Source organism: Gilvibacter sediminis (genome assembly GCF_028561565.1).
GTDB classification, from domain to species: Bacteria; Bacteroidota; Bacteroidia; order Flavobacteriales; family Flavobacteriaceae; genus Gilvibacter; species Gilvibacter sediminis.
Genome location: NZ_JAQQTE010000001.1, coordinates 1,397,637 through 1,419,783 on the forward strand (window position 1 = coordinate 1,397,637; position 22,147 = coordinate 1,419,783).

General features: G+C 43.4%; 17 protein-coding genes. 8 read left to right on the forward strand and 9 right to left on the reverse strand.

The window, feature by feature from the left end; translation table 11 throughout:
* The first annotated feature begins 59 nt into the window (after nucleotides 1–59).
* From carA to ctlX, 5 genes are all read left to right on the forward strand, one after another.
* A complete protein-coding gene (carA, locus tag POW22_RS06440) occupies nucleotides 60–1,160 on the forward strand; it encodes a glutamine-hydrolyzing carbamoyl-phosphate synthase small subunit (RefSeq protein WP_272831796.1) in 1,101 nt (366 codons plus the stop codon).
* A gap of 135 nt (nucleotides 1,161–1,295) precedes the next feature.
* A complete protein-coding gene (gene eno / locus POW22_RS06445) occupies nucleotides 1,296–2,582 on the forward strand; it encodes a phosphopyruvate hydratase (protein WP_272831797.1) in 1,287 nt (428 codons plus the stop codon).
* A 167-nt stretch (nucleotides 2,583–2,749) separates the two neighbouring features.
* On the forward strand, nucleotides 2,750–4,036 hold the full coding sequence (locus tag POW22_RS06450) for a citrate synthase (protein WP_272831798.1): 1,287 nt from the start codon (nucleotides 2,750–2,752) through the stop codon (nucleotides 4,034–4,036).
* Between the two features lie 38 nt (nucleotides 4,037–4,074).
* Nucleotides 4,075–4,986, forward strand: coding sequence for a dimethylarginine dimethylaminohydrolase family protein (locus POW22_RS06455; RefSeq protein ID WP_272831799.1), 912 nt, complete (start codon nucleotides 4,075–4,077; stop codon nucleotides 4,984–4,986).
* 52 nt (nucleotides 4,987–5,038) lie between these two features.
* A complete protein-coding gene (gene ctlX / locus POW22_RS06460) occupies nucleotides 5,039–5,968 on the forward strand; it encodes a citrulline utilization hydrolase CtlX (RefSeq protein WP_272831800.1) in 930 nt (309 codons plus the stop codon).
* On the opposite strand, the gene POW22_RS06465 is transcribed toward ctlX, so the two are convergent.
* The 3 genes from POW22_RS06465 to POW22_RS06475 form a co-directional block, all read right to left on the reverse strand.
* Complete coding sequence (locus POW22_RS06465; protein ID WP_272831801.1) at nucleotides 5,965–7,395, reverse strand: SDR family oxidoreductase; 1,431 nt, start codon at nucleotides 7,393–7,395, stop codon at nucleotides 5,965–5,967. The genes ctlX and POW22_RS06465 overlap by 4 nt on opposite strands.
* 65 nt (nucleotides 7,396–7,460) lie before the next feature.
* On the reverse strand, nucleotides 7,461–7,892 hold the full coding sequence (locus POW22_RS06470; RefSeq protein WP_272831802.1) for a hypothetical protein: 432 nt from the start codon (nucleotides 7,890–7,892) through the stop codon (nucleotides 7,461–7,463).
* Between the two features lie 4 nt (nucleotides 7,893–7,896).
* Nucleotides 7,897–8,586 carry a chromophore lyase CpcT/CpeT gene (locus POW22_RS06475; RefSeq protein ID WP_272831803.1) on the reverse strand — a complete coding sequence of 230 codons (690 nt, stop codon included), beginning with the start codon at nucleotides 8,584–8,586 and terminating at the stop codon, nucleotides 7,897–7,899.
* Between the two features lie 119 nt (nucleotides 8,587–8,705).
* On the opposite strand from POW22_RS06475, the gene argS reads away from it, so the two are divergent.
* Nucleotides 8,706–10,478, forward strand: a complete 1,773-nt coding sequence (gene argS, locus POW22_RS06480) for an arginine--tRNA ligase (protein ID WP_272831804.1) — start codon at nucleotides 8,706–8,708, stop codon at nucleotides 10,476–10,478.
* Between the two features lies 1 nt (nucleotide 10,479).
* On the opposite strand, the gene POW22_RS06485 is transcribed toward argS, so the two are convergent.
* The 6 genes from POW22_RS06485 to POW22_RS06510 all read right to left on the reverse strand — a co-directional run bounded on the left by POW22_RS06485 (nucleotide 10,480) and on the right by POW22_RS06510 (nucleotide 19,294).
* On the reverse strand, nucleotides 10,480–13,020 hold the full coding sequence (locus POW22_RS06485) for a TonB-dependent receptor (protein ID WP_272831805.1): 2,541 nt from the start codon (nucleotides 13,018–13,020) through the stop codon (nucleotides 10,480–10,482).
* Nucleotides 13,007–13,909, reverse strand: coding sequence for a FecR family protein (locus POW22_RS06490; RefSeq protein ID WP_272831806.1), 903 nt, complete (start codon nucleotides 13,907–13,909; stop codon nucleotides 13,007–13,009). The genes POW22_RS06485 and POW22_RS06490 overlap by 14 nt, the downstream gene beginning before the upstream one ends.
* A 49-nt stretch (nucleotides 13,910–13,958) precedes the next feature.
* Nucleotides 13,959–14,489 (reverse strand): RNA polymerase sigma factor, encoded by a 531-nt coding sequence (locus POW22_RS06495; protein WP_272831807.1) that lies wholly within the window; start codon nucleotides 14,487–14,489, stop codon nucleotides 13,959–13,961.
* An 819-nt stretch (nucleotides 14,490–15,308) separates the two neighbouring features.
* Nucleotides 15,309–17,813, reverse strand: a complete 2,505-nt coding sequence (locus POW22_RS06500) for a TonB-dependent receptor plug domain-containing protein (protein ID WP_272831808.1) — start codon at nucleotides 17,811–17,813, stop codon at nucleotides 15,309–15,311.
* Nucleotides 17,814–17,829: 16 nt separating this feature from the next.
* Entirely contained in the window at nucleotides 17,830–18,726 is an 897-nt protein-coding gene (locus tag POW22_RS06505; protein WP_272831809.1) for a FecR family protein, read from the reverse strand.
* A gap of 52 nt (nucleotides 18,727–18,778) precedes the next feature.
* Nucleotides 18,779–19,294, reverse strand: a complete 516-nt coding sequence (locus POW22_RS06510) for an RNA polymerase sigma factor (protein ID WP_272831810.1) — start codon at nucleotides 19,292–19,294, stop codon at nucleotides 18,779–18,781.
* A gap of 98 nt (nucleotides 19,295–19,392) precedes the next feature.
* On the opposite strand from POW22_RS06510, the gene POW22_RS06515 reads away from it, so the two are divergent.
* Complete coding sequence (locus POW22_RS06515) at nucleotides 19,393–20,061, forward strand: hypothetical protein (protein ID WP_272831811.1); 669 nt, start codon at nucleotides 19,393–19,395, stop codon at nucleotides 20,059–20,061.
* A gap of 177 nt (nucleotides 20,062–20,238) precedes the next feature.
* Nucleotides 20,239–22,086, forward strand: coding sequence for a fasciclin domain-containing protein (locus tag POW22_RS06520; protein ID WP_272831812.1), 1,848 nt, complete (start codon nucleotides 20,239–20,241; stop codon nucleotides 22,084–22,086).
* The last annotated feature ends 61 nt before the right edge of the window (nucleotides 22,087–22,147 follow it).

Sequence of the window (22,147 nt, forward strand, 5' to 3'; positions counted from 1 at the left end):
AGAACAAAACATTTTACAGCAATCCGCATTCTGCGTATTTTTGACAAATCTTTTTCTGCATGAAGTATCAGTTAAGAAAACCGGCCGTCGTTCTCCTCGCAGACGGTACTGTTTTTCAAGGAAAAGCTGTCGGCGAAGTGACCGGTAGCGCATTTGGAGAAGTTTGTTTCAACACCGGAATGACCGGTTATCAAGAGATCTTTACCGACCCTTCTTATTACGGACAATTAATGGTGACTACCAATGCTCACATTGGGAATTACGGCACCCACAGTGATGAGGTGGAATCAGATGGTATTAAGATCGCTGGTTTGATCTGTCGCAATTTCAGCTACAATTATTCGCGTCCTTTGGCAGATGATTCTCTAGAGAACTTTTTGGCCAAGAACAACTTGATCGCGATCTCAGACGTAGACACCCGCGCTTTGGTAAGTCATATTCGTGACAACGGAGCACAGAATGCGGTGATCACCACAGAAGTGGATCGTTTGGATGAATTGCGCAAGGAGTTGGCTGCGGTTCCAAATATGGACGGATTGGAGCTAGCCTCAAAAGTATCAACCAAAGAACCTTATACGGTTGGAAACCCTGACGCTAAATACCGCGTAGCCGCAGTAGACATTGGGATCAAGAAGAACATCTTGAGAAACATGGTTGAGAGAGACTGTTATGTCAAGGTGTTCCCTTACAATACTTCTTTTGAGACCTTGGCAGAATTTGAGCCGCACGGCTACTTTTTCTCAAACGGTCCTGGAGATCCGGAACCGCTTAAAGACGCCATCAATACGGCAAAAGATATTTTAGATAAGGATCTTCCGCTCTTCGGAATCTGTCTTGGGCATCAAGTCATCGCATTGGCTAACGGTATTTCTACATACAAGATGCACCACGGGCACCGTGGGATCAATCACCCGATCAAAAACCTTTTGACCGGTAAAGGAGAGATCACTTCTCAAAACCACGGTTTTGCGATCAATAGAGAGGAAACCGAGGCGAATCCAAATGTAGAAATCACCCACGTACACCTAAACGATCACACTGTAGCTGGAATCCGTGTTAAAGGTAAAAAGTGCTTTTCAGTACAGTACCACCCAGAGGCAAGCCCGGGGCCACATGACGCTTCGTATTTGTTTGATGAGTTCGTCGCTAGTATGGCTTAAAGCCTTAAATAGGGCTGTAAAGTCCGCAAACGTTTTCGTAGAAAAGCCCTTGTTTCAAGGGCTTTCTTCATTTTAAATTAAAGCGAAAATGCGAGGACTTTCGTATATTCACGCTCCAAACTAAACCCTAATTAAATGAGTATAATTGTCGATATTCACGCAAGACAGATCTTTGATTCCCGTGGGAATCCAACCGTAGAGGTAGATGTAATTACTGAGAATGGAGTAGTGGGACGCGCTGCAGTACCTTCTGGAGCTTCCACTGGAGAACATGAAGCTGTAGAGCTTCGCGATGGCGGTTCAGATTATATGGGTAAAGGCGTTACCAAAGCTGTTGAGAATGTCAACGGTAAGATCGCTGGGACCTTATTGGGTGTTTCTGTTTTTGAACAGAACCTTATCGACCAGATCATGATAGAACTAGACGGTACCGAGAATAAATCCAAGCTTGGAGCTAATGCTATTCTAGGTGTTTCTTTAGCTGCGGCTCAAGCTGCGGCGGGCGAATTGGGAATGCCGTTGTATCGTTATGTAGGAGGCGTGAGCGCCAATACGCTGCCGGTTCCTATGATGAACATCATCAACGGTGGGTCACACTCTGATGCGCCTATTGCCTTCCAAGAGTTTATGGTAATGCCTGTTGAAGCTACTAGTTTTACAGAAGCACTTAAAATGGGAACGGAGATCTTCCACCATTTGAAAAAAGTATTGCACGATCGCGGTTTGAGTACTGCGGTAGGTGATGAAGGTGGATTTGCTCCTGAATTGGACGGAACAGAAGATGCACTAGACACTATTGCTTTGGCTGTTAAGAATGCCGGTTATTCCTTCGGAGACCAGATCATGGTAGCCTTGGACTGTGCGGCCGCAGAATTTTACGTGGATGGCGCTTATGACTATTCTAAGTTTGAAGGCGATTCAGGTAAGGTGAGAACCTCTAAGGAGCAAGCAGAATACCTAGCTTCACTTTGCGAAAAGTACCCGATCATCTCTATTGAAGATGGTATGGATGAGAACGACTGGGACGGTTGGAAGTATTTGACCGAATTGGTAGGAGAAAAGGTTCAATTGGTAGGTGATGACTTGTTTGTGACCAATGTGACGCGTTTGTCTCGTGGTATTGAGAACGACATCGCTAACTCAATTTTGATCAAAGTAAATCAGATCGGAACCTTGACAGAAACGATTGCTGCCGTAAACATGGCCAAGAATGCAGGTTACACTTCTGTAATGTCTCACCGAAGCGGAGAAACTGAGGACAACACCATCGCAGATCTTGCTGTGGCGCTAAATACAGGTCAGATCAAAACCGGATCGGCTTCTAGAAGTGACCGTATGGCCAAGTATAATCAGTTGTTACGCATAGAAGAACAGCTTGCAGAAACAGCGTATTATCCTGGCAGAAAAGCCTTTAAGATCTAAAGATCAATCGGATATAATCAAAACCGCCCTCGAGGCGGTTTTTTTATTTTCTATCAATCCGTTAATAAAAGCTTAAATCAGCATGGTGTAATTGTCAAATGTTAAAATTTTCGGTCGATATTTCGTAAATTTGCTAGAACACCAATAAATCAACATTTATTACACCTATGACAAAAATTGCTACGCTAGAAATTGATGGAAAGAAGTATGAATTTCCGATAGTTGAGGGAACAGAAAACGAGCTTGCCATAGACATCAAAACCCTTCGTGGTGCCACCGGTGGTGTGGTGACCATTGACCCGGGGTATAAAAACACAGGTTCTTGTATGAGTGCCATTACTTACCTAGATGGTGAGAATGGAATTTTGCGTTACCGAGGATATTCTATTGAGGAGCTTGCAGAGAAAGCGGACTTTTTAGAAGTAGCCTATTTGTTGATTTTTGGAGAACTACCAGACAAGGAAACGCTAGACAAGTTCCACGCAGACATCAAGCATCACTCTCACGTTGATGAAGATGTAAAGAAAATATTAGACGGCTTTCCAAAGTCCGCACATCCAATGGGCGTATTGTCATCTTTGACCAACGCGCTTATCGCTTTTAACCCATCCTCTGTGGATGTGGATTCAGAAGAGGCCATGTATTTAGCCATTGTTCGAATCCTTGGGAAATTCCCGGTGCTGACTGCTTGGGCCTACCGCAAGCGTAGTGGATTGGCTTTAGACTACGGAGACGATTCTTTGGGCTACGTAGAGAACTTCTTGAAAATGATGTTCAAAAAGCCGAGCGGAGAATACGTATCTAACAAGGTGGTGACAGATGCTTTGGACAAGTTATTGATCCTTCACGCAGACCACGAGCAGAACTGTTCTACAAGTACTGTGCGTATCGTTGGTTCTTCTCATGCAGGATTGTTTGCAAGTTTGGCCTCAGGGATCAATGCCCTATGGGGACCATTGCACGGAGGAGCCAACCAAGCAGTAATTGAAATGTTAGAAGCCATCCGTGAAGACGGTGGTGATACTAAAAAATATATGGCTAAGGCCAAGGACAAGAGTGATCCTTTCCGTTTGATGGGATTCGGACACCGTGTGTACAAGAACTTTGACCCACGTGCGCGAATCATCAAAAAAGCTGCCGATGAGGTACTTGGAGATCTAGGTGTAGAAGATCCAGTATTGGATATTGCCAAAGGTCTAGAAAAAGAAGCTTTGGAAGATCCGTACTTCGTAGATCGTAAACTGTATCCGAACGTAGATTTCTATTCAGGGATCATTTACCGTTCTCTTGGAATTCCAACAGAGATGTTTACGCCTATGTTTGCTTTAGGACGTCTGCCAGGTTGGATCGCGCAGTGGCGTGAAATGCGCTTGCGCAAAGAGCCGATCGGTAGGCCAAGACAAATTTATATCGGGGAGAACCACCGCGAGTTCAAGCCCATTTATCAACGATAATCTAAAAGCTTCATGAGAAATCATGGAGCTTTCTTTTTATGCAACTAAACATTACCAACGAGACTGCTCGGCTTAGGGCCGTAGTATTAGGCAGAGCAGACAGTAACGGGCCCACTCCTAAACCAGAAGATTGCTATGATCCCAAGAGCTTGGCGCATGTCCTTGCTGGGACTTATCCACTAGAAAAAGACATGGTTCCAGAAATGGAAGCTGTCGCAGCAGTACTCAATAAGTACGACGTGACCGTATACCGTCCAGAGCTGATCGAGGATTGCAATCAGATTTTTTCAAGAGATATTGCTTTTGTCATAGACGATAAAATGGTCAAGGCCAACATCCTGCCGGATAGAGCCAACGAATTTGACGCCATCCGTCATGTTTGGGAGACCATTCCAAAAGACAAACGCATAACCTTCCCAGAGGAATGTCACGTAGAAGGCGGTGATGTTATGCCTTGGGGAGATTATCTTTTTGTAGGCACTTATACAGGCGATGATTATTCGAGCTATATCACGGCGCGAACCAATGATAAAGCCGTAAAAGCACTACAGGTAGAATTCCCAAATAGGATTGTCAAAGCCTTTGAGCTCAGAAAATCCAACACCGTGGCTCGTGACAATGCCTTGCATTTAGATTGTTGTTTTCAACCCATCGGGCACGACAAATGCATCATCCACAAAGAAGGTTTTCTCAATGAACAAGAGTATTTGTGGCTGGTGAATCACTTTGGTGCTGACAATTGCTTCCACATTGATAAGGACGAGATGTACAATATGTTCTCTAACGTATTCTCCATTGCTCCAGATGTGGTGATCTCAGAGAGAAACTTTACTCGTCTCAATACGTGGATGCGTGGCCATGGCATCACTGTAGAGGAAGTTCCTTATGCAGAGATCGCTAAGCAGGAAGGGCTTTTAAGATGCAGTACTTTGCCGCTAATTAGGGATTAATTTCACTGCTGAAATTCCCTTTTACTTATTTAAATTTGCCAAAAAAATAAGCATGCAACAAATTACAGACACCCTGCTGATGATCCGTCCGGTAGCCTTTCGCATGAACGAGCAAACCGCGGTGAACAATTACTTCCAAGAAGACCTTGCAGAGAAGAATGCAAATATCAACACCTTGGCTCAAGCTGAGTTTGATGATTTTGTGGCTAAGCTCAGAGAAGTTGGGGTGAACGTTGTTGTAGAGCACGATGATATCTTGGCCGATACGCCAGATTCTATCTTTCCTAATAATTGGGTTAGTTTTCATGCTGACGGAACCGTGGCTTTGTATCCTATGTTTGCAGAGAACAGAAGGAAGGAACGCCGTATGGAAGTCTTTAGACGCTTAGAAAGCGAAGGTTTTGTCATTGAACAGTTCATTGATTACAGCGAGGCTGAACAAGAAGATGTCTTTTTAGAAGGGACTGGTAGTCTGATTTTAGACCGCGTAAACAAGAAGGCCTATTGCGCCTTGTCTCCTAGAGCCGACGAGGGTCTTTTCATTGAATTCTGTGAAGATTTTGAATACGATCCTGTTGTTTTTACGGCCTATCAAACCGTAGATGACAAACGATTACCGATATACCACACCAACGTAATGATGTGTGTTGCAGAGGAATTTTGTGTGATCTGTCTCGATTCCATCGACGACAAAAAGGAGCGCAAAGCTGTCGTGAATCACCTCAAGCAAACGGGTAAGGAGATCGTTAATATTACTGAGCAGCAATTGCAAAACTTTGCGGGCAATATGCTGCAGGTGAAGGGTAGTGAACGCAAATTCCTAGTGATGAGTGCAGCAGCTGAACGCTCGCTTAACGCGGAGCAACGTGATCAAATAGAGAAGTACTGTGGCATTCTCAGCAGCGAACTTGAGACCATAGAAACCTGCGGAGGTGGAAGCGCTCGTTGTATGATGGCAGAAGTATTCTTACCGCGCGCTTAATATCTTTTCGTAGCAATATTGCGGATCATCCCACTAAAAATAAAATAGTGGAACGGCAGCATGGCATACCAATATAGTCGTCCTGTTAACCCACGAGGTCTAAAGGTTGCGGTTTGGTGCAAGACATTCTTAGAATCGATCTCAAATTCCAACCAAGCCTCTCCAGGTACGCGCATTTCAGCAAACAGCAAGAGTCGTTTGGCTTCTTTATCGGCCAGGATGACCCGCCAAAAATCCAAAGCATCTCCTTCAAAGATCTTATCGGGATGCGTCCTACCACGTCTAAGCCCAACGCCTCCTACAAGCTTATCAATATATCCACGGATCTTCCAAAGCGCATTGCCGTAATACCAGCCACGAGCTCCGCCAATAGACCAGATATTATGGAGCACCTCTTTGGAATCTTCTATGGGAATACTCTGGTGATCTTTCACACAGCCGTATGAGGGTACCTTAACATACTTCTTTAAGTCTTTCGTAAAGCGACCTGCTACTAAGGAGTCCTTCCAGCTAGAGATCACTTGGTTCTGTTCTATACGCTCAAAAGCCAATTCAATGGCCTGTTGATACGGAATAGGGTCTATATGCAGTAGCTGCTGTAAACGGCGATCCTTGGTAATCACTTCAACCCGCATGCTATCCACCAGATTCATAGCCAAAGGATAGGATGTTGAGGTGACAAAATACAGCCAGTAGGAGGAAAGCTTTGGGGTCATCACCGGTACATCCAAGATCAGTAGGCGTAGCTTTCTGACCCTCGCATAGGTCTTCATCATTTCCTTGTAGGTCAAAACATCAGGCCCTCCAATATCGAAAACTTCATTATAGGTTTTTTCATGTCCCAGAACCCCGATCAAGTATTGAATTACATTTCTTATTGCAATGGGTTGGCAGCGTGTTTTAACCCACTTCGGGGTGATCATTAGGGGTAGTTTCTCGCAGAGATCTCTAATGATCTCAAAAGAAGCACTCCCGGAGCCTACAATGATGGCAGCCCGCAACACCGTTAATGCCGCAGGACCCTCCGCCAAAATATCTTCTACATTCTTTCTTGAGGAGAGGTGTTTGGAGAGCTCATTCTCATTGACAATTCCGCCCAGGTATATCACTTGTTTGCAATTGGTCTCTGCGAGCATTTCATTGAAATTTTTAGCAGATCGGGCCTCTTTTTCGTCAAAGTCGGAGGTGGAGGCAGACATGGAATGGATCAGGTAATAAGCTGCATCAATATCTTTAGGAAGTACTCCCGATTTGGGGTCTTCCAAAAAATCTATAGTAACTATTTTAATCTGGGAGCGCAGGTTTTCATTGACCGAAAGTCTGGCGGGATTGCGAACAGCACAGATCACTTCATGTCCCTCTTTTACGAGTAGCGGAAGCAGTCGCATGCCTATATAACCATTGGCTCCAGTAAGTAGAATTTTCACCCTCGTGAATTTAAATTGCTAAAGCGTTTAAGGGTTTAGTAGCTGATTCTATGAAGTTACGAAAATTAAATCGGGCCGGCAACGCTTGCGTCATAACTAGCCTTGGCATCCATGAGTTTTTTCATGAACTTGTGAATGCTTTTGTCTTTTTTGCGTGCTTCTATTGCAACCCGATAGGTATCCATGTGTACTGAATAGGTGTCTGCTTCTCCTTTAAAGAGAACTAGTTTGTAATAAGGGATGATTAGTCCGTAAGATTCCAATAGCGATCTAAAACCTACAATGATTCCGTTGGGTCTCATTTCAATATTGCAGATGTTTCTGTTGTTATCCAGTTTAAGCAAGTTGTCTATTTGAATACTCGCTTGAGAAATAGGCATATGCGGGGAGCCAATTCCTTTTCTTTTGATGCGCTCGCGCAGGGTGAAAGGCTTGCCTAAAATGTCATCTATTTTACGACGGGTCTCTTTGTTGTTATAGGAAGTGTTGAGTATCATGGATTTATTCTGAGGGGTTTGATTCGGTTTGTTCTGCCTTGTCAAACACATAACCACCTTTTTCAGCGCCCCAAACCTGATTGCCTTCAGCATCAAAACCTTGGTCCCAAGATTCGATCCGATCGGCATAAACAGAAACCTTAGAGGTTGCATAAGACGCTCCACGAAGGCTGCTCAAACAGCTCATTTCACTTGTGCTTCCAGAAAAGCCTCCATCTGCTGTGGCTTGTAAAAACACGGTACAGCCTTGACGAATTTCTAGATCGTCTGGGCTTAACGTACTGAAAGCTTCAGGAGTTTTCCACTTTCCGATCCAAAGCGAATCGTTAGGGATCTCATAAACTACAGATCCAATACGGGTGTCATCCACGCGTTCTAGCTTGTAGACTCGTTGACGATACGGCTGATCTTGATTAGCACTGACCGCCTGCTCTACATACAGAAAGTTTCCCTGGTCTGGCCAAATAGGAGCCATATGCAAACTGATGTCATAATAACTACTGTCAGCTTGCGCCTGTTTTGCAGAATTGAAAGATCCTTGCATCATGGTAAAGAGCTTGTCTAACACAGCGTCTTTGGGTTCTGCAGCGGTTTGTGTTTCATCAGAAACAGGATTGGTTTGCACCTGATCTTTGCAGCTCATCAAAGTGAGTACAAGTAGGGAAATGCCTAAGATGTTGCGTAGTGTTCTCATGCTAAAAGTACTGGTGGCTGCGCTTGATAAATTGCAGCAGAGGTGGTTCTTTTACAAAGATACCGCCATTTCAAGTGGAATAAAAATTTTATCTTTGGGGGCTTAAAATCATCGATGCTATGGACTTGCAATCCCTATTGACAACCCACATTCAAGCTGCTTTTAAAAGTCTTTATCAGGCGGAACTCTCCGAGGTAGAATTCCAAGCCACGCGTAAAGAGTTTGAAGGCGATATCACCGTAGTTGTGTTTCCTATGTTGCGGGTGGTCAAGGGGAATCCGGTTGCAATCGGGGAAGCATTAGGCGCTTATTTAGAAGCCGAGCTACCCGCGGTTACTGGTTTTAATGTCATCAAAGGATTTTTGAATCTCTCTTTGAGTGATGCCTATTTCTACGAGGCTTTTGAAACCATTACCGAAAATCCAGATTTTGGTCATGAGCCTCAAGGTGAGGATGCTGTTATTGTAGAGTATTCTTCTCCGAACACCAACAAACCATTACACCTCGGGCATATTAGAAACATCCTTTTGGGATATTCTGTGGCTGAAATTTTAAAGGCAGCGGGTAAGAAGGTGTATAAAACGCAGATCATTAATGACCGCGGGATCCACATCTGTAAAAGTATGTTGGCTTGGAAGTTATTCGGTGAAGGCGAGACTCCAGAAACGAGTGGCTTGAAGGGAGATCATTTGGTTGGAAAGTACTATGTGAAATTCGATCAAGAATACAAAGCTCAGCAAAAAGAATTGGTAGCTGCCGGTAAATCAGAGTCCGAAGCAAAAGAGCAGGCGCCACTGCTGTTAGAAGCCCAGCAAATGCTGCGCAAGTGGGAAGCTGGCGACCCAGAAACCGTTGAACTTTGGAAGACCATGAACGGTTGGGTGTATCAAGGTTTTGATGCTACCTATGAGGCTTTAGGGGTTGATTTTGACACCCTTTATTACGAGAGCAATACCTATTTGTTAGGGAAAGAGAATATAGAGGAAGGTTTGGCCAAGGGTGTTTTCTTTAAAAAAGAAGACGGTTCTGTTTGGTGTGACCTTACCGAAGAAGGTCTTGATGAAAAATTGGTGCTCAGAAGTGACGGTACTGCGGTCTACATGACTCAAGACATTGGGACCGCCATTCAAAGAATCAAGGACATGCCAGATGCCAATGGGATGATCTACACCGTGGGGAATGAGCAAGATTATCACTTCAAGGTCTTGTTTTTGATCCTTAAGAAACTCGGCTATACTTGGGCGGAGAATTTGTTCCATTTGAGTTATGGAATGGTGGATCTTCCTAGTGGAAAAATGAAGAGTCGTGAAGGAACGGTAGTTGACGCCGATGATCTGATCGCAGAGATGGCAACAACGGCTGGAGCAATCGCTTCAGAACTCGGTAAACTAGACGGCTATACGGATGCTCAAAAACAGGCGCTGTATCAAGATATCGGTCTTGGTGCATTGAAGTATTATATCCTTAAGGTCGATCCTAAAAAACGAATCTTGTTTGATCCGGAGGCTTCTGTGGATTTTCAAGGAAACACGGGCCCTTTCATTCAATATACCTATGCGCGCATTCAAGCGATCTTGCGTAAAGCAGCGACTATGGATCTCACTGCCCCTGCTGCGGTTGCCCTTACAGAGAAGGAGCGCGCAGTTATCAAGGAATTGCAGAACTATCCAGTAGCCGTACATCTTGCTGCTGCTCAGCATAGTCCTGCCTTGATTGCCAATTATGTTTATGATCTGGTTAAGGCCTATAATTCCTTCTTCCAGAACGTACCGATCTTTGCTGCGGACTCACCAGAACAATTGCGTTTTAGAGTGACACTTTCACAGACTGTAGGGAATACCATAGAAAAAGCATTGAATCTTTTGGGAATAGCAGCGCCGGAGCGCATGTAATTTAGAAGCTGAGTTCCAGTGCAAAGTTTGGCGTAAAGCGCAAGGATCTATTTTCAATCTGATTGATGGCAAACTGATCTTCTCCAATTTGTTGGGATACAAAATAACGATCCAATAGATTGTTGTTGTTGAAGATGTTCTGAAAGGCCGCATTCGCTTTTAGGGTGTAACCCGACTTATCCAAGACAATGTATTTAAAAGACAGATCTGCTCTAAAGTAGGAGGTGAGTCTTTCCGCATTAGGAGCGCTAAAGGGAATATCTTCCGTGTCCTGAATGGCTGATGGCGCTTCACCTAGTGGAAGCGTAAAGGGTTTTCCGCTGCGCCATTGTAACCCAAAAACAGTACTCAATCGACCTAAGTCATAACTAACTGCAGCCCGCAAGGAGTGCGTAATGTCTAGGTTGTTGGCAAAAGACTGTGGGTCAAAAGCATCAAACTGATAATCATTGTTGGAGTAGGTATAGCCCAACCAAGCCCCAAGTCCGCGCCAGCGTTTATTCACTATCAGTTCCAAACCAAAGACTTGATAGGAACCCAAGGCTGCACTGTTTGCAAATTGATTTTGAAAACCTTGTGTTGTGGCACTAATACCTTCAACAGATTTTTCAAAGTATTCTAAATTGACGAGCCAGTTGCGTCTTGTCCAAACCAGACCCGTAGACCATTGCTCGCTCGTGATCAATGGGATCTCATCTCCGTTCGCTTGGATCCATCTTCGGTTTTCTACCCCTAAAAACTCGTTTTGGAAAGCTACAGCTTGAGAAAGACTTTGACTTTTTAATTCTCCGTGGAATTCAAGGGCGAAACCAGCGCCGAGTTTCTGATGCAGATTCAATCGCGGTTCAAAACGGTATTCGTTGATTTTTGGGTAATGAGTTAAACGCACGCCCGCATTAATCTGTGTTTTTCCGTTAAAGGGATTCCAGTCTAGTTGGTTGTACAGGTGATGACCTACCAGGACCTCCTTGACCCTACGCCTAAATTCTGGAGTAGTGGTCTGATCGCTATTGGTCACTCCTGTTTCCATAAACTCATAACCGGCTTCCCATTGGAGGTTCTTTTTATGTCGGTATAAAACTTGGGCACGACCTACAAAAGAGATGACCTCATTGCCCTGAGTGTCAAATTCTGTGGTAAGTAACTCAAAATTGGCAGCGTCTAGATTGTATTGACTTCTGTATGCTCCAACTGTGCTACTCCATTTGCTGTTCCACGTGCGCTGCCAATGCAAGCCAGCAGCAATGTTCTCTTGGTTGAGTTCACTGGTTTCACTGAGTTCAAAAGCATCGTTGGAAAGGTTTTGATTGAAGTTCAGGTTATTGTTTATGGCCAAGAAGTTTAAACGCAAGCGGTCCTTTTGTGAGGGATTGTATAAGACCTTCGCGCTAATGTCAAAAAAGTTGAAGTCTTCTGAGGTGTTCAAATCTGATTGATCATTGGGAGTGGCCAAGTTGGTGATCTGTGTATCTTGGAACACACGCTCCGAATAACTGTTGTATATAGGAGTCTGATACAGATCGTTGAGTGATCTTCTCCCAGCAACCATCACAGAGAGTTTTTCGCTAATCGGAATGTCTAAAAAGGCGTTGGCATGTAAAAGGTTTAAGGTCGCTTTTCCGTGGATCTGATCAGTGACCTCGTCCATTGCCTTAAGATCGATCACACCAGAAACACTTTCTCCGTAGCGGCTGTGGGTTCCATTGCGGTAAATAAATACGTCTTCTGTGATATACGGATTGATCGCAGAGATCAGCCCATAGAAGTGTCCGCTTTGATAAACACGCATGCCATCCCAAAGCAATAGATTCTCGCCGTTGCTTCCGCCGCGAATATTAATGTTGGATACGGTTTCATCTACACTTTCTACTCCAGGTAGCGTTTGAGAAATCTGCAGAACATCTGTTTCTGCGATCCCCGGGAGTAGTCCAAATTTTTCCGTATTGAACCGATAAGAACCATCATTGGTTCTGTAGATCCCTTGGGTAAATACAGGCTGCAGTAACACCTCGTCTAACTGGTCTACGCTGGGCTTTAAACTAACAACCACAGTATTGTATTCAACAGGACCGAGGTTGAGTCCTTCGGTCTGATAGCCCAAGTACTGTACTTGAACAAAAATGGTGTTTGGCGGATTCGGTATATAAACGCTGCCTTCTGCATTGGTGGTATAACCAGCCGCTTGATCCACTATTCTTACATTGGCATTGGGCAAGGGGTCTCCATTTACCGCGTCAAGCACGACTAAGTGAATGCTGTTGGGAGCGCTTACGGAGTAATAGCGTTCATTGATCTTGGTGATCTGTAAACCAGTTCTCGCTTTTATGTATTCAATATTGGCCTGAAGATCTGGAGTTGAGGTAGGAGTCAGACTGATGTCTTCAATAGCCTCCGGCGCATAAGAAAAACGCACATCGTTTTGCCGCTCTAGTTGTTTGAGATAGCTGCTGAGCTTGATCTGCTCTTGTGCAAATGCAGTTGTGTTTGTGATCAGCAGTAGTAAGCTGATCAGAAGGAAATACCCAGATTTACTTTGCCTCATTCAACACTACTTTGTTTTGGTCTAAAACGCTGTAGGTCATTTGAAGCGGGTTACAAATAGATTGTAAGGCAATATCCAGATCTTGGTGGGTAAAGCTTCCAGTGAAACGCTTTTGCAGATCGATATCGCTTACTTCTAGTTGGATGTTATAGTAGTGCTCCAATTCATTAAGTACTTCCGCTAAAGGGGCGTTGTTAAAAGAACTTTCGTCCTGTAACCAACGTGGGGTACTCAAGCTTGTTGTTAAATTCTTTACGGCACTGCCTGTCTCTAACTCCAAGGCTTCACCAGCCTTTAACGTGATGACCTCTTGGTCTAAAGATACAGAAACGACCCCTTCAAAGCAACTTACTTTAAGCAGGTTCTCTCGTGCAAAAACATTGAATTGGGTTCCGAGAACAGTAACATCTCCAAGATCAGTTTCTACCACAAAAGCACTTCCTTTAGCAACTTTAAAGTAAGCTTCGCCATCTAAATGCAACGTGCGAGCGTCTTTCCAATCTTGTTCATTATAGGTTAAAAAGGAATCGGCATTAAGGGCAACTTGAGATTGATCTGGAAGTGTGATCTCTGTTTTTTCGGCAACCGCGGTGTTGATATCCGTATCTAAACCTTGCCAGAAAACATAAGAGAAAGCGACTATTGCAAAAACAGCGGCAATTCTAACCATATACTTAAGCGGCTGTAATGTTCGCACTTTAGTCGGTTTGTTCAATTGCTGAATGTTCTTCCACACGGCATCTTTTGGAAACTCCGGAGCTTCCATACTGCGCGTTTGTGCTGCAATTTCCATCATCGCGCGCATCTCAGGATCCTCACGCAAAGCGCTCTGTTCGGCTCCTGTTAGCTCGTCATTCATCCATTTATGAAGCAACTCTTGCTTGTTCATTCGATTTCTTTTTCAAGGGTATAACAGTTCAATTCAGAAATACCCTACCTTATTTATTAAATCCTTCCAAGTTTTTTTTCAGACTGACCAATGCTTGACTGATTCGCTTTTCTACCGCCTTCACACTGATTTCTAACTCTTCTGCGATCTGTTTGTATTTTTTTCCGTCGATACGGTTCATTAAAAAGGCCGTGCGCTGCGCTTCTGTTAAGGTATTCAAAGCTGCATTCAACTTTTTGCCGTATTCTTTTTCCTCCAATAAAAACTCAGGCGATTGTTTGTCTACTCCAGAGGATTGCATATTGCGGTAATTGAGCACCACCTTTTTATGTGCCACTGCATTTAAAAAGCTGTTATTGGTAACGGTATATAAAAAGGAGCGCGCTTTGGCAAAACTCACCTTGCCGCAATTGTTCCAAAGTTTTACAAAGGCTTCCTGTACCAGGTCACTGGCATCATCTGAATTACCGCATTTATAATAGGCAAAATTCCACAAGGCCTGCCCGTGCGCATTGTAAAGCGCATTGTAGGTGCGCTCTTCGCAAACGTTTGGTTCTTCCTCTGAATTTTTGATGGCCATCTAATCCTTTGTTTTTAAAGGGGTGTAAATATAATTTAAAAGTTTTTTAAAATTTTTGGTAGGGTTTTTTTTGACTGCCCTGTTTTACTTACAAATCGACCCAATAGGATCGATGCTCTTTGAAAAGATGATTAGCCGGATCGGTGCTTCCAAAAGAAGACATTTAAAATTAGCTATCTATGAAAAGGAGAAATCCGATAATCTGATTTTAAGCAATAATGCTATTTTTTTCAATAACAAGTCACATTAGTTAAACTGTTAGTATTATCCTTAGAATCTTTGGGCACGATCAGCAGCAAGAAACCTTAAACCTACAGTTATTCATTTTGATGCTAGTTAAAAGTTTCTGTTCATAATGACTACCTCTTGTTGCTGACCGCCCTTTTATAAAAGCACCAAAGGTAAGGCCGGCAGCCGACCGCAACGCATTAGACGCATAGTGAGGCACCAAAGCTTTTTCTTTAGGTTAAACGAAAAACGGTGTAGCGTCTTTGAGATAAAGTTGCATGCAATATCCTTAACCTACAGTAGGTCTCTGCCATCCTTACCTTTAATCATCTTTTTTTGCGCCAATAAAATATACCGTCTCTCGAGACGGTTTTTTTATTTATTCACGCCACTTTTAACCTACTCCAGTGGCTACAAACTGCCGCTGTTTCCCTACTAGTTGTCTTTTTTTCGCTCCGTAGCGCTGCTATGAAGCTCAATAAAGCCTTCAATTATGAAAACATCTGCTAGTTTTCGCTTTACTGTTTCCGGTTAAAAGTCGCGTGTTGGGTACTTCTTTAAAAAACTTAGGCGGTCGGCTTTAAATAATAATTACTTAATAATAATACGCAGGGTGGCGTTTGGGGTAAAGCGCAAGGCGAGATCGTCAATTTGTTGTACTTCTTGCTCGTCATTAATGCGGTAAAAGGTATTGACCACATTGTCATTGCTCAGTAAATTCCAAAGCGAAATTCCGCTGACCAATCGAACCTTTTCGCTTAGATCATAAGTGTAAGTCGCAGAGGCATCTACTCTAAAATAATCGTCTAAACTCACACTGTTGGGATCTAAATAATCCACAAAACCCACTTGGGGAATTGAATTATCCCCCACAGGAGTAAAGGGTCTTCCGCTGTGCCAGTTGAGGCCCGCGCCTAGATTAAATCGTCCTAGATTGAAGTTAGCGCCTAGAGAAAGTACATGCCGTATATCTAAATTGTTGCGGAATTCAGAGGGGTTAAATTCATCAAAATCATAATCGTTTTGCGCCAAGGAATAACTGACCCAAATGTTGGTGTTTTCCCATTGCTTATTGGCCAAGAAGTCCAAGCCAATTACAGAATAGGTTCCATGGGTCCTGCGGTCCTCAAATTGATCTTGAAATCCTTGGCTTTGACTAGTGATACCATCAATTTCCTTCCAATACGGTTCTGCGCTGAAAAGCCAGCCTTTGCGCTGATAACTGAAACCCATGCCCAAATGGCGGCCTTTGATGATCGGGATATTTCCAGGGTCAGAAAGTACCCATCGTCTGTTCTCAATACCTAAAAAGTCGTTTTGCAGATCAATGACCTGAGAGGTGGTTTGACTGTTAAGTGCTGCCAAGAGTTCAATGCTCAAATTACGCCCCACACGTTGTATCACCCGAACTCTAGGCTCCACCAAAACCTCGTTGAACTTATTGATGTGATTAGCGCGAAGTCCTGCTTCTATACGGGTCTTGCCGTTGGTGGTTTCGTAGAAAAGACTGCTGTATAAGCTGTGGGTGCGCAATACTTGCTTTTCCAAACGTTCAAAGGTTGGATTATTGATGTTCTCAAAGTTGGTGATCCCCGTTTCATTGAATTGATATCCTTGCTGCCAAACTAGGCGGGAGTTGAGTCGCCATTGATTCTCCACTTTTATACCCGTTTCAACCAGATCGTTTTCTTGGATCAGTCGTTGGTCATTCTCTATATCTGCATTCAGGGCGGTGAGTTCATATCCGCTACCGTACCATTGCACTGAGGTCTGTACACGCTGATTCCAGCTGCGGCGGTAATAAAGTCCCGCAGAGGAATTGTCCTGAGTCAGGTTGGATTGCCTTGCTTGTGGTTCTCCTTCTAGCATACCATTCTCCAGAAAATCCAAACGGTTCCCAAGGCGCAATAAACTTAGCCTGAACTTATCCTTTACTGTTGGCTCATATTGCAGTCTCAAGTGCGCGTCAAAGAAATTAAAATCTGCGTCTGATGTTCGGTTGGACATAGCTGCAGATTGCAATTCAGTATTTTGAAAGGCTTTGTCAAAGTAGGCCTCATAAGTAGGAGTGGTGAAGAGCGAATTCAGCGATTGCCGCCCAGCCACCTCTATGGAGAGTTGATCATTGATCGGTATTTCTGCCATGGCATCCGCACTCAAAAGATTGAGCCCTGTATTGACTTTAAATTCACGGATAAGATCCTCGGAGCCTTCCATAGAAATGATGCCAGATACCCCATCTCCATAACGCGCATTACCTACACTTTTATAAACATTTACCTCTTTGGTGAGGTTGGGATTAAAGGCAGAGATCAATCCAAAGAAGTGTCCGCTTTGATACATCTTTATACCGTCCCAAAGAATCAAATTTTGATCATTGGTCCCGCCGCGAATATTTAAAAAGGAGACCGTTTCATTCACGCTTTGTATTCCCGGCAGCTCTTTGAGGGTGAGCAGAACATCACTTTCTATTAGTCCTGGTAAAATGTCAAAGGCGTCATAGTTCACGTTAAAAGCGCCGTCTGCTTTTTTGCTGATTCCTTTTGTAATGAAATTAGAGAGCAACACGGGATTGAGTGATTCCGCCTGTTGCGCAAGTGCCACGGTGTAACACATGCCAGACACCAAATTTGGGTCAATCCGATCCCTGTAATCAGCATAACTCAAATAAGAAACTTCAAATTCCAGCAAAGAATCCACATAACTCACATTTACCTTACCGCGATCATCCGTACTTAATTGCTGATAGGGAGTACTCACTTTGGCTCCTTCCAAGGGGTTTCCCGTCTCTCTAGAAATAACAACAATGCAATAATTGCCTACTCCGCTTTTTGGTGCTACGGTAACTGTATTGTCTTGCAATAATTTATAATCAAATAGGGTATTGGCTTGAAGAGCTTCTAAGGCTGTAGGGAGGTCGTTAGGTAAGTCCGATGTGGAATACCTATGATTGGCTAGGGCTGCATCTTCATAGGAAAAGGTACAGTTGAACTCAGCTTCTAATTGTTGAAAATAATCTGTAAGTGCAACAGCTTGTTGACCAAAAAGGGCAAAAGTGGGGGTTAGGAGTAAAAGAAATAAGATGCGGCTGCGCACGCTTTTGATTGAGTGATTATTTTGTGATAGTCACTCGATCTCCATCAATTTTATACTTTAATTGCAATGGTTCTGTTACCGCTCTTAGTGCAGTTTCCAGATCTTGATGAGTGAAACTTCCAGTAAAAATAACACTTTTATCAATTGCAGATGCATCAATTTGAATTGTGTAGTGGCGTTGGAGTTCCGCTAAGATCATATGGTAAGGCGTACTTTTAAAGACCGATTTGTCGTTTACCCAGCTCGGATTGCTCACAGCGGTCTCAAAACGACTGGCCTTACTGTTTAACAACCTAAGCCCTTGGCCAGCGGTGATCTCAACGGCCTCTTTCCCGTTAATCGCAACAGCGACACGACCTTCATAGCAGGTCACTTCAAACAAACCTTCGCGATTGATCACGTTAAACTCTGTTCCTAGAACTTGTACTGAACCGGCATCAGTTTCTACAGTAAAAGTGCTTCCTTTGGCGACTTTAAAAAGAGCTTCCCCATCTAAGGAAACATCTCTCGCATCTTGCCATTTTTCTTCGTTAAAACTAAGGGTTGTGCCTGCATTGAGTTGTACGGCCGAATCATCTGGTAAAGTTACTTCCAAGGATTCTGCGGTGGCAGTGGAGTAGGTAGTTAATTCATCCGCATTCAAGTTGAACACTAAGAAACCTAGAACAAGTAGGGCTGCAATGGCAGATGCTATGCGCCATGGCTTTAAACGCCTGACTTTAGTTTCTTCTTGTTGCTTTAAGCGGAGGCGATCGTAACTTGAGCTGGCGTCAAACTCCGGTGCCCGAAAGTATTGTGCAGCTTGGGAAATTTTTTCGTAAGCACTGAAGCGCTCGTCGTCTTGCAACGCCGTGCGATCCGCTTCACTCAAGCTATGATCTAACCACCTTAAAAACAAATTTTCCTTTTTCATATTAATTTGTCACTAATAGAACAACCCTAGCTGTAAAATTCCTACCCAAGTCTTACAATTCTTTTATTTCTTGTCTCAATTTATCCAAAGCCGTGTAGATGCGTTTCTCAACGGCCTTTCTGGAAATGCCCAACATATCGGCGATTTCTTGATGTTTTTTTCCTTCTACTCGGTTTAGCATAAAGGCAATACGCTGACCTTCAGGCAAGTTGTTCAAGGCGCGCTCAAAGCGTTGCATAAACTGCTGCTCCTCCATAACAAACTCTGGGGTCTCGTTGGTATAGCCCTTGGGTTTCACGGCCTGATGCTTTAAAACTACCTTTTGGTGTTTAATGCTGTTGAGCGATGCGTTATTGACCAAAGTGAAAAGAAAACTTTTAGCCTTTGCAAAAGGGACTTCTTTGCATTTTTCCCACAACTTCATAAAGGCCTCATGGACCTTGTCCTCCGGATTGATAGAATCCCCGAACTTGTAGTAACAAAAATCGTGTAGATCTCTCGCGTGCTGCTGGTAGAGTCTTTCGTAGACTTTTTCTTCACAGACGGAATCGAAAAGTTCCTTTTTCATGCAAATGCTGATAAAACCCTTTATTTGGATTTAATCTGAGGTAAAGATATCAATAAATTCTGGGTAGGAATTTTTGCCGTAAGTTTGTTCTATTACAAATGAAGAAGAATATATTATATATTATTGTAGCAGTGAATGTGTTGTTTTTAACAGCAGCATGTCAACAAGAGACCCTAAGAGTCACGCAAGATCAACAAGAAGATTCCTTCTTATTTGACACCAACCTGGTAGGTCTTGTACAAGGCGTAACTGCTCATGATGGAAGTCATGACAACGCTATTGACGGTTCTAGTTGCTTCAGTATTAACTTCCCTTTTAGTTGTATTGTAGATGGTGAGGAACAATATTACGAACAAGCGAGTGATCTTGTGGATTTGTATTTGGCCAGTGATATTGACCCGGTCTTTCCTATTACGGTAACCTATGCCGATTATTCCGAGACTCAGATTAACAATGCCACAGCTTTTGACGAGCTCATTACGCAATGTGCTTCCGGCGCCTTATACAATCAGGTGATTCGTTGTGTCGATTTTATCTATCCGCTAGAAGTCGCAGTTTTTGATCCGAACACTTCAGATTTTGAGACGCTTGTTTTTGATCACGATCGTGCAACCTTTAGTGGGATTGTAGATTTGTTGGATCAAGCTATGATCGCTCAAATCCAATACCCGGTCCAAGTAACCATTTTTGAAGGTGAAACCCTTCAAATTGACTCCGATGAGGACTTAAAAGCCATCATCAATACCAACCTCAATTTTTGTGAATAATTCCTCAGAATTCACAATTTACCATCTAACTTATTGATTTTCACGATACTAATTGTTTAAACTTTGATTTAAAACGTTAAACAAAATGTTAAAGTTCTATTAATTCCGGTTTTTTTGGTAGTACTTTGTGCTGTGCTGTTGTTGTATAGACAAATGTATTACACCAAAAAAAATAACATGAAAAACGTATTCAAAATTTCACTAATTGCGCTACTTACAGTAACGCTATTTTCGTGTAACAATGACGACGATAACTCCAACCCGATAGACCCGGGAACTGAAGTTAGCATCGCCGAATTTGTTGCCAACAACGACGACTATTCTTCCTTAGAAGCTGCACTAGAGGTTGCAGGTCTAACAGAAACATTAAGTGCTGGTGAGTTCACTGTTTTTGCACCAAACAACGCTGCTTTTGAAGCATTCTTAAACGCACAAGGTTTTGCAGCTTTAGGCGATGTGCCTGTAGATGTTTTGACTAACATCCTTCTAAACCACGTAGTAACTGGAACTAACGAGTCTTCAGATCTTATTACTGGTTACGTATCTTCTTTAGCTACAGAGGCTACTTCTGGAGCTAACTTGAGCCTTTTCATCAACACTGCATCTGGTGTTAATGTAAATGGTGTTTCTAACGTAACCACTGCTGACATTGCTGCGACTAACGGTGTTATTCACGCTGTGGACGCTGTGATCGGTGTTGCCAATATTACTACACAAGCGCTAGCGAATCCAGATTTCTCAATTTTAGTAGATGCTTTGATCGCTGCTTCTGACACTGATTTAGACTACGTAGCTCTACTATCTGGATCTACAAGTGCTCCTTTCACAGTGTTTGCGCCAACAAACGAAGCTTTTGTTGACCTACTGAACGCTTTAGGATTCGGATCTCTTGACGATGTGCCACAAAGCGCACTACGCACAATTTTGAACTACCACGTAATTGCTTCTGCAAACGTACGTTCAGGTGACCTGGAAGATGGACAAACTCCAACAACTTTTGAAGGATCAACTTTTGAGATCAGCCTAGACGCTGGTGCGCAAGTAATTGATGCTACTGGAGTACCATCAAACATTATCGCTGTTGACGTACAAACAGGAAACGGAGTGATTCACGCTGTAGATAAAGTATTATTGCCAATGGCAATTGCAGACGGAGCTGCTCCAACGCTAACAGGTTTGGCTTACACAAACCCAGCTTTGACCAGCTTATTCGCTGCTTTGAAAATTACAGGATTGGATGCAGTACTTGCTGACTCAAGTGCAGATTTCACTGTATTCGCTCCAACAAACGATTCTTTCGCAGCTTTCTTAGATGCTGCTGGATTCAACAGTATTGATGAGGTTCCTGTTGAGGTATTGACTCAGGTAGTATTGAACCACGCAATTAGCGGTTCTCTATTCGCTGCTGATCTAACAACTTCTTACGGAAACACACTAGCGACATTCGCTGATACTGATGCTAACTTGAGCATCTACATCAACACAGACAGTGGAGTAACCTTAAACGGACAATCTTCAGTGATCATTCCAGACGTAACTGCTACTAACGGTGTAGCACACGTTGTTGACGCGGTGATCGGATTGCCAACTGTGGTAACGTTTGCTACAGCAGATGCTACTTTCGGAACACTAGTTACGGCTTTGACCAGAGATGATCAGCCAGATTTTGTAAGTGTTCTTTCTACAGGAAACGGAACTGATCCAGCTCCATTCACTGTATTCGCTCCAACAAACGACGCCTTCGGTGATCTTTTGACAGAACTAGGAGCTTCAAGCTTAGATGATATTGACGGTGCTACATTGACCGCTACCTTGAACACACACGTGATTGCAGGAGCCAATGTACGCGCAGAAGACCTTGTAAGTGGTACAGTAGGTACCCTAGGGGCAGATATTGAGATCGATGCTACTAACGCGACTATTACAGACTTAAATGGTCGTGTGGTAAACATCATCGTAACGAATGTGCAGGCAGCCAACGGTGTAGTTCACGCTATTGATAGAGTGATCTTACCAGAGCTGTAACTGTTCATATTTTAATTGTTTAGTTAGTTGATGAAAGCCGTCTCTGCCAAACTTCTACAGG

What these genes read in the sequence shown, in the direction of transcription:
- carA (WP_272831796.1), top strand. Translation starts at nt 60, where the DNA reads ATGAAGTATCAGTTAAGAAAACCGGCCGTCGTTCTCCTCGCAGACGGT.
- eno (WP_272831797.1), top strand. Translation starts at nt 1,296, where the DNA reads ATGAGTATAATTGTCGATATTCACGCAAGACAGATCTTTGATTCCCGT.
- POW22_RS06450 (WP_272831798.1), top strand. Translation starts at nt 2,750, where the DNA reads ATGACAAAAATTGCTACGCTAGAAATTGATGGAAAGAAGTATGAATTT.
- POW22_RS06455 (WP_272831799.1), top strand. Translation starts at nt 4,075, where the DNA reads ATGCAACTAAACATTACCAACGAGACTGCTCGGCTTAGGGCCGTAGTA.
- ctlX (WP_272831800.1), top strand. Translation starts at nt 5,039, where the DNA reads ATGCAACAAATTACAGACACCCTGCTGATGATCCGTCCGGTAGCCTTT.
- POW22_RS06470 (WP_272831802.1), bottom strand. Translation starts at nt 7,892, where the DNA reads ATGATACTCAACACTTCCTATAACAACAAAGAGACCCGTCGTAAAATA.
- POW22_RS06475 (WP_272831803.1), bottom strand. Translation starts at nt 8,586, where the DNA reads ATGAGAACACTACGCAACATCTTAGGCATTTCCCTACTTGTACTCACT.
- argS (WP_272831804.1), top strand. Translation starts at nt 8,706, where the DNA reads ATGGACTTGCAATCCCTATTGACAACCCACATTCAAGCTGCTTTTAAA.
- POW22_RS06485 (WP_272831805.1), bottom strand. Translation starts at nt 13,020, where the DNA reads ATGAGGCAAAGTAAATCTGGGTATTTCCTTCTGATCAGCTTACTACTG.
- POW22_RS06490 (WP_272831806.1), bottom strand. Translation starts at nt 13,909, where the DNA reads ATGAACAAGCAAGAGTTGCTTCATAAATGGATGAATGACGAGCTAACA.
- POW22_RS06495 (WP_272831807.1), bottom strand. Translation starts at nt 14,489, where the DNA reads ATGGCCATCAAAAATTCAGAGGAAGAACCAAACGTTTGCGAAGAGCGC.
- POW22_RS06505 (WP_272831809.1), bottom strand. Translation starts at nt 18,726, where the DNA reads ATGAAAAAGGAAAATTTGTTTTTAAGGTGGTTAGATCATAGCTTGAGT.
- POW22_RS06510 (WP_272831810.1), bottom strand. Translation starts at nt 19,294, where the DNA reads ATGAAAAAGGAACTTTTCGATTCCGTCTGTGAAGAAAAAGTCTACGAA.
- POW22_RS06515 (WP_272831811.1), top strand. Translation starts at nt 19,393, where the DNA reads ATGAAGAAGAATATATTATATATTATTGTAGCAGTGAATGTGTTGTTT.
- POW22_RS06520 (WP_272831812.1), top strand. Translation starts at nt 20,239, where the DNA reads ATGAAAAACGTATTCAAAATTTCACTAATTGCGCTACTTACAGTAACG.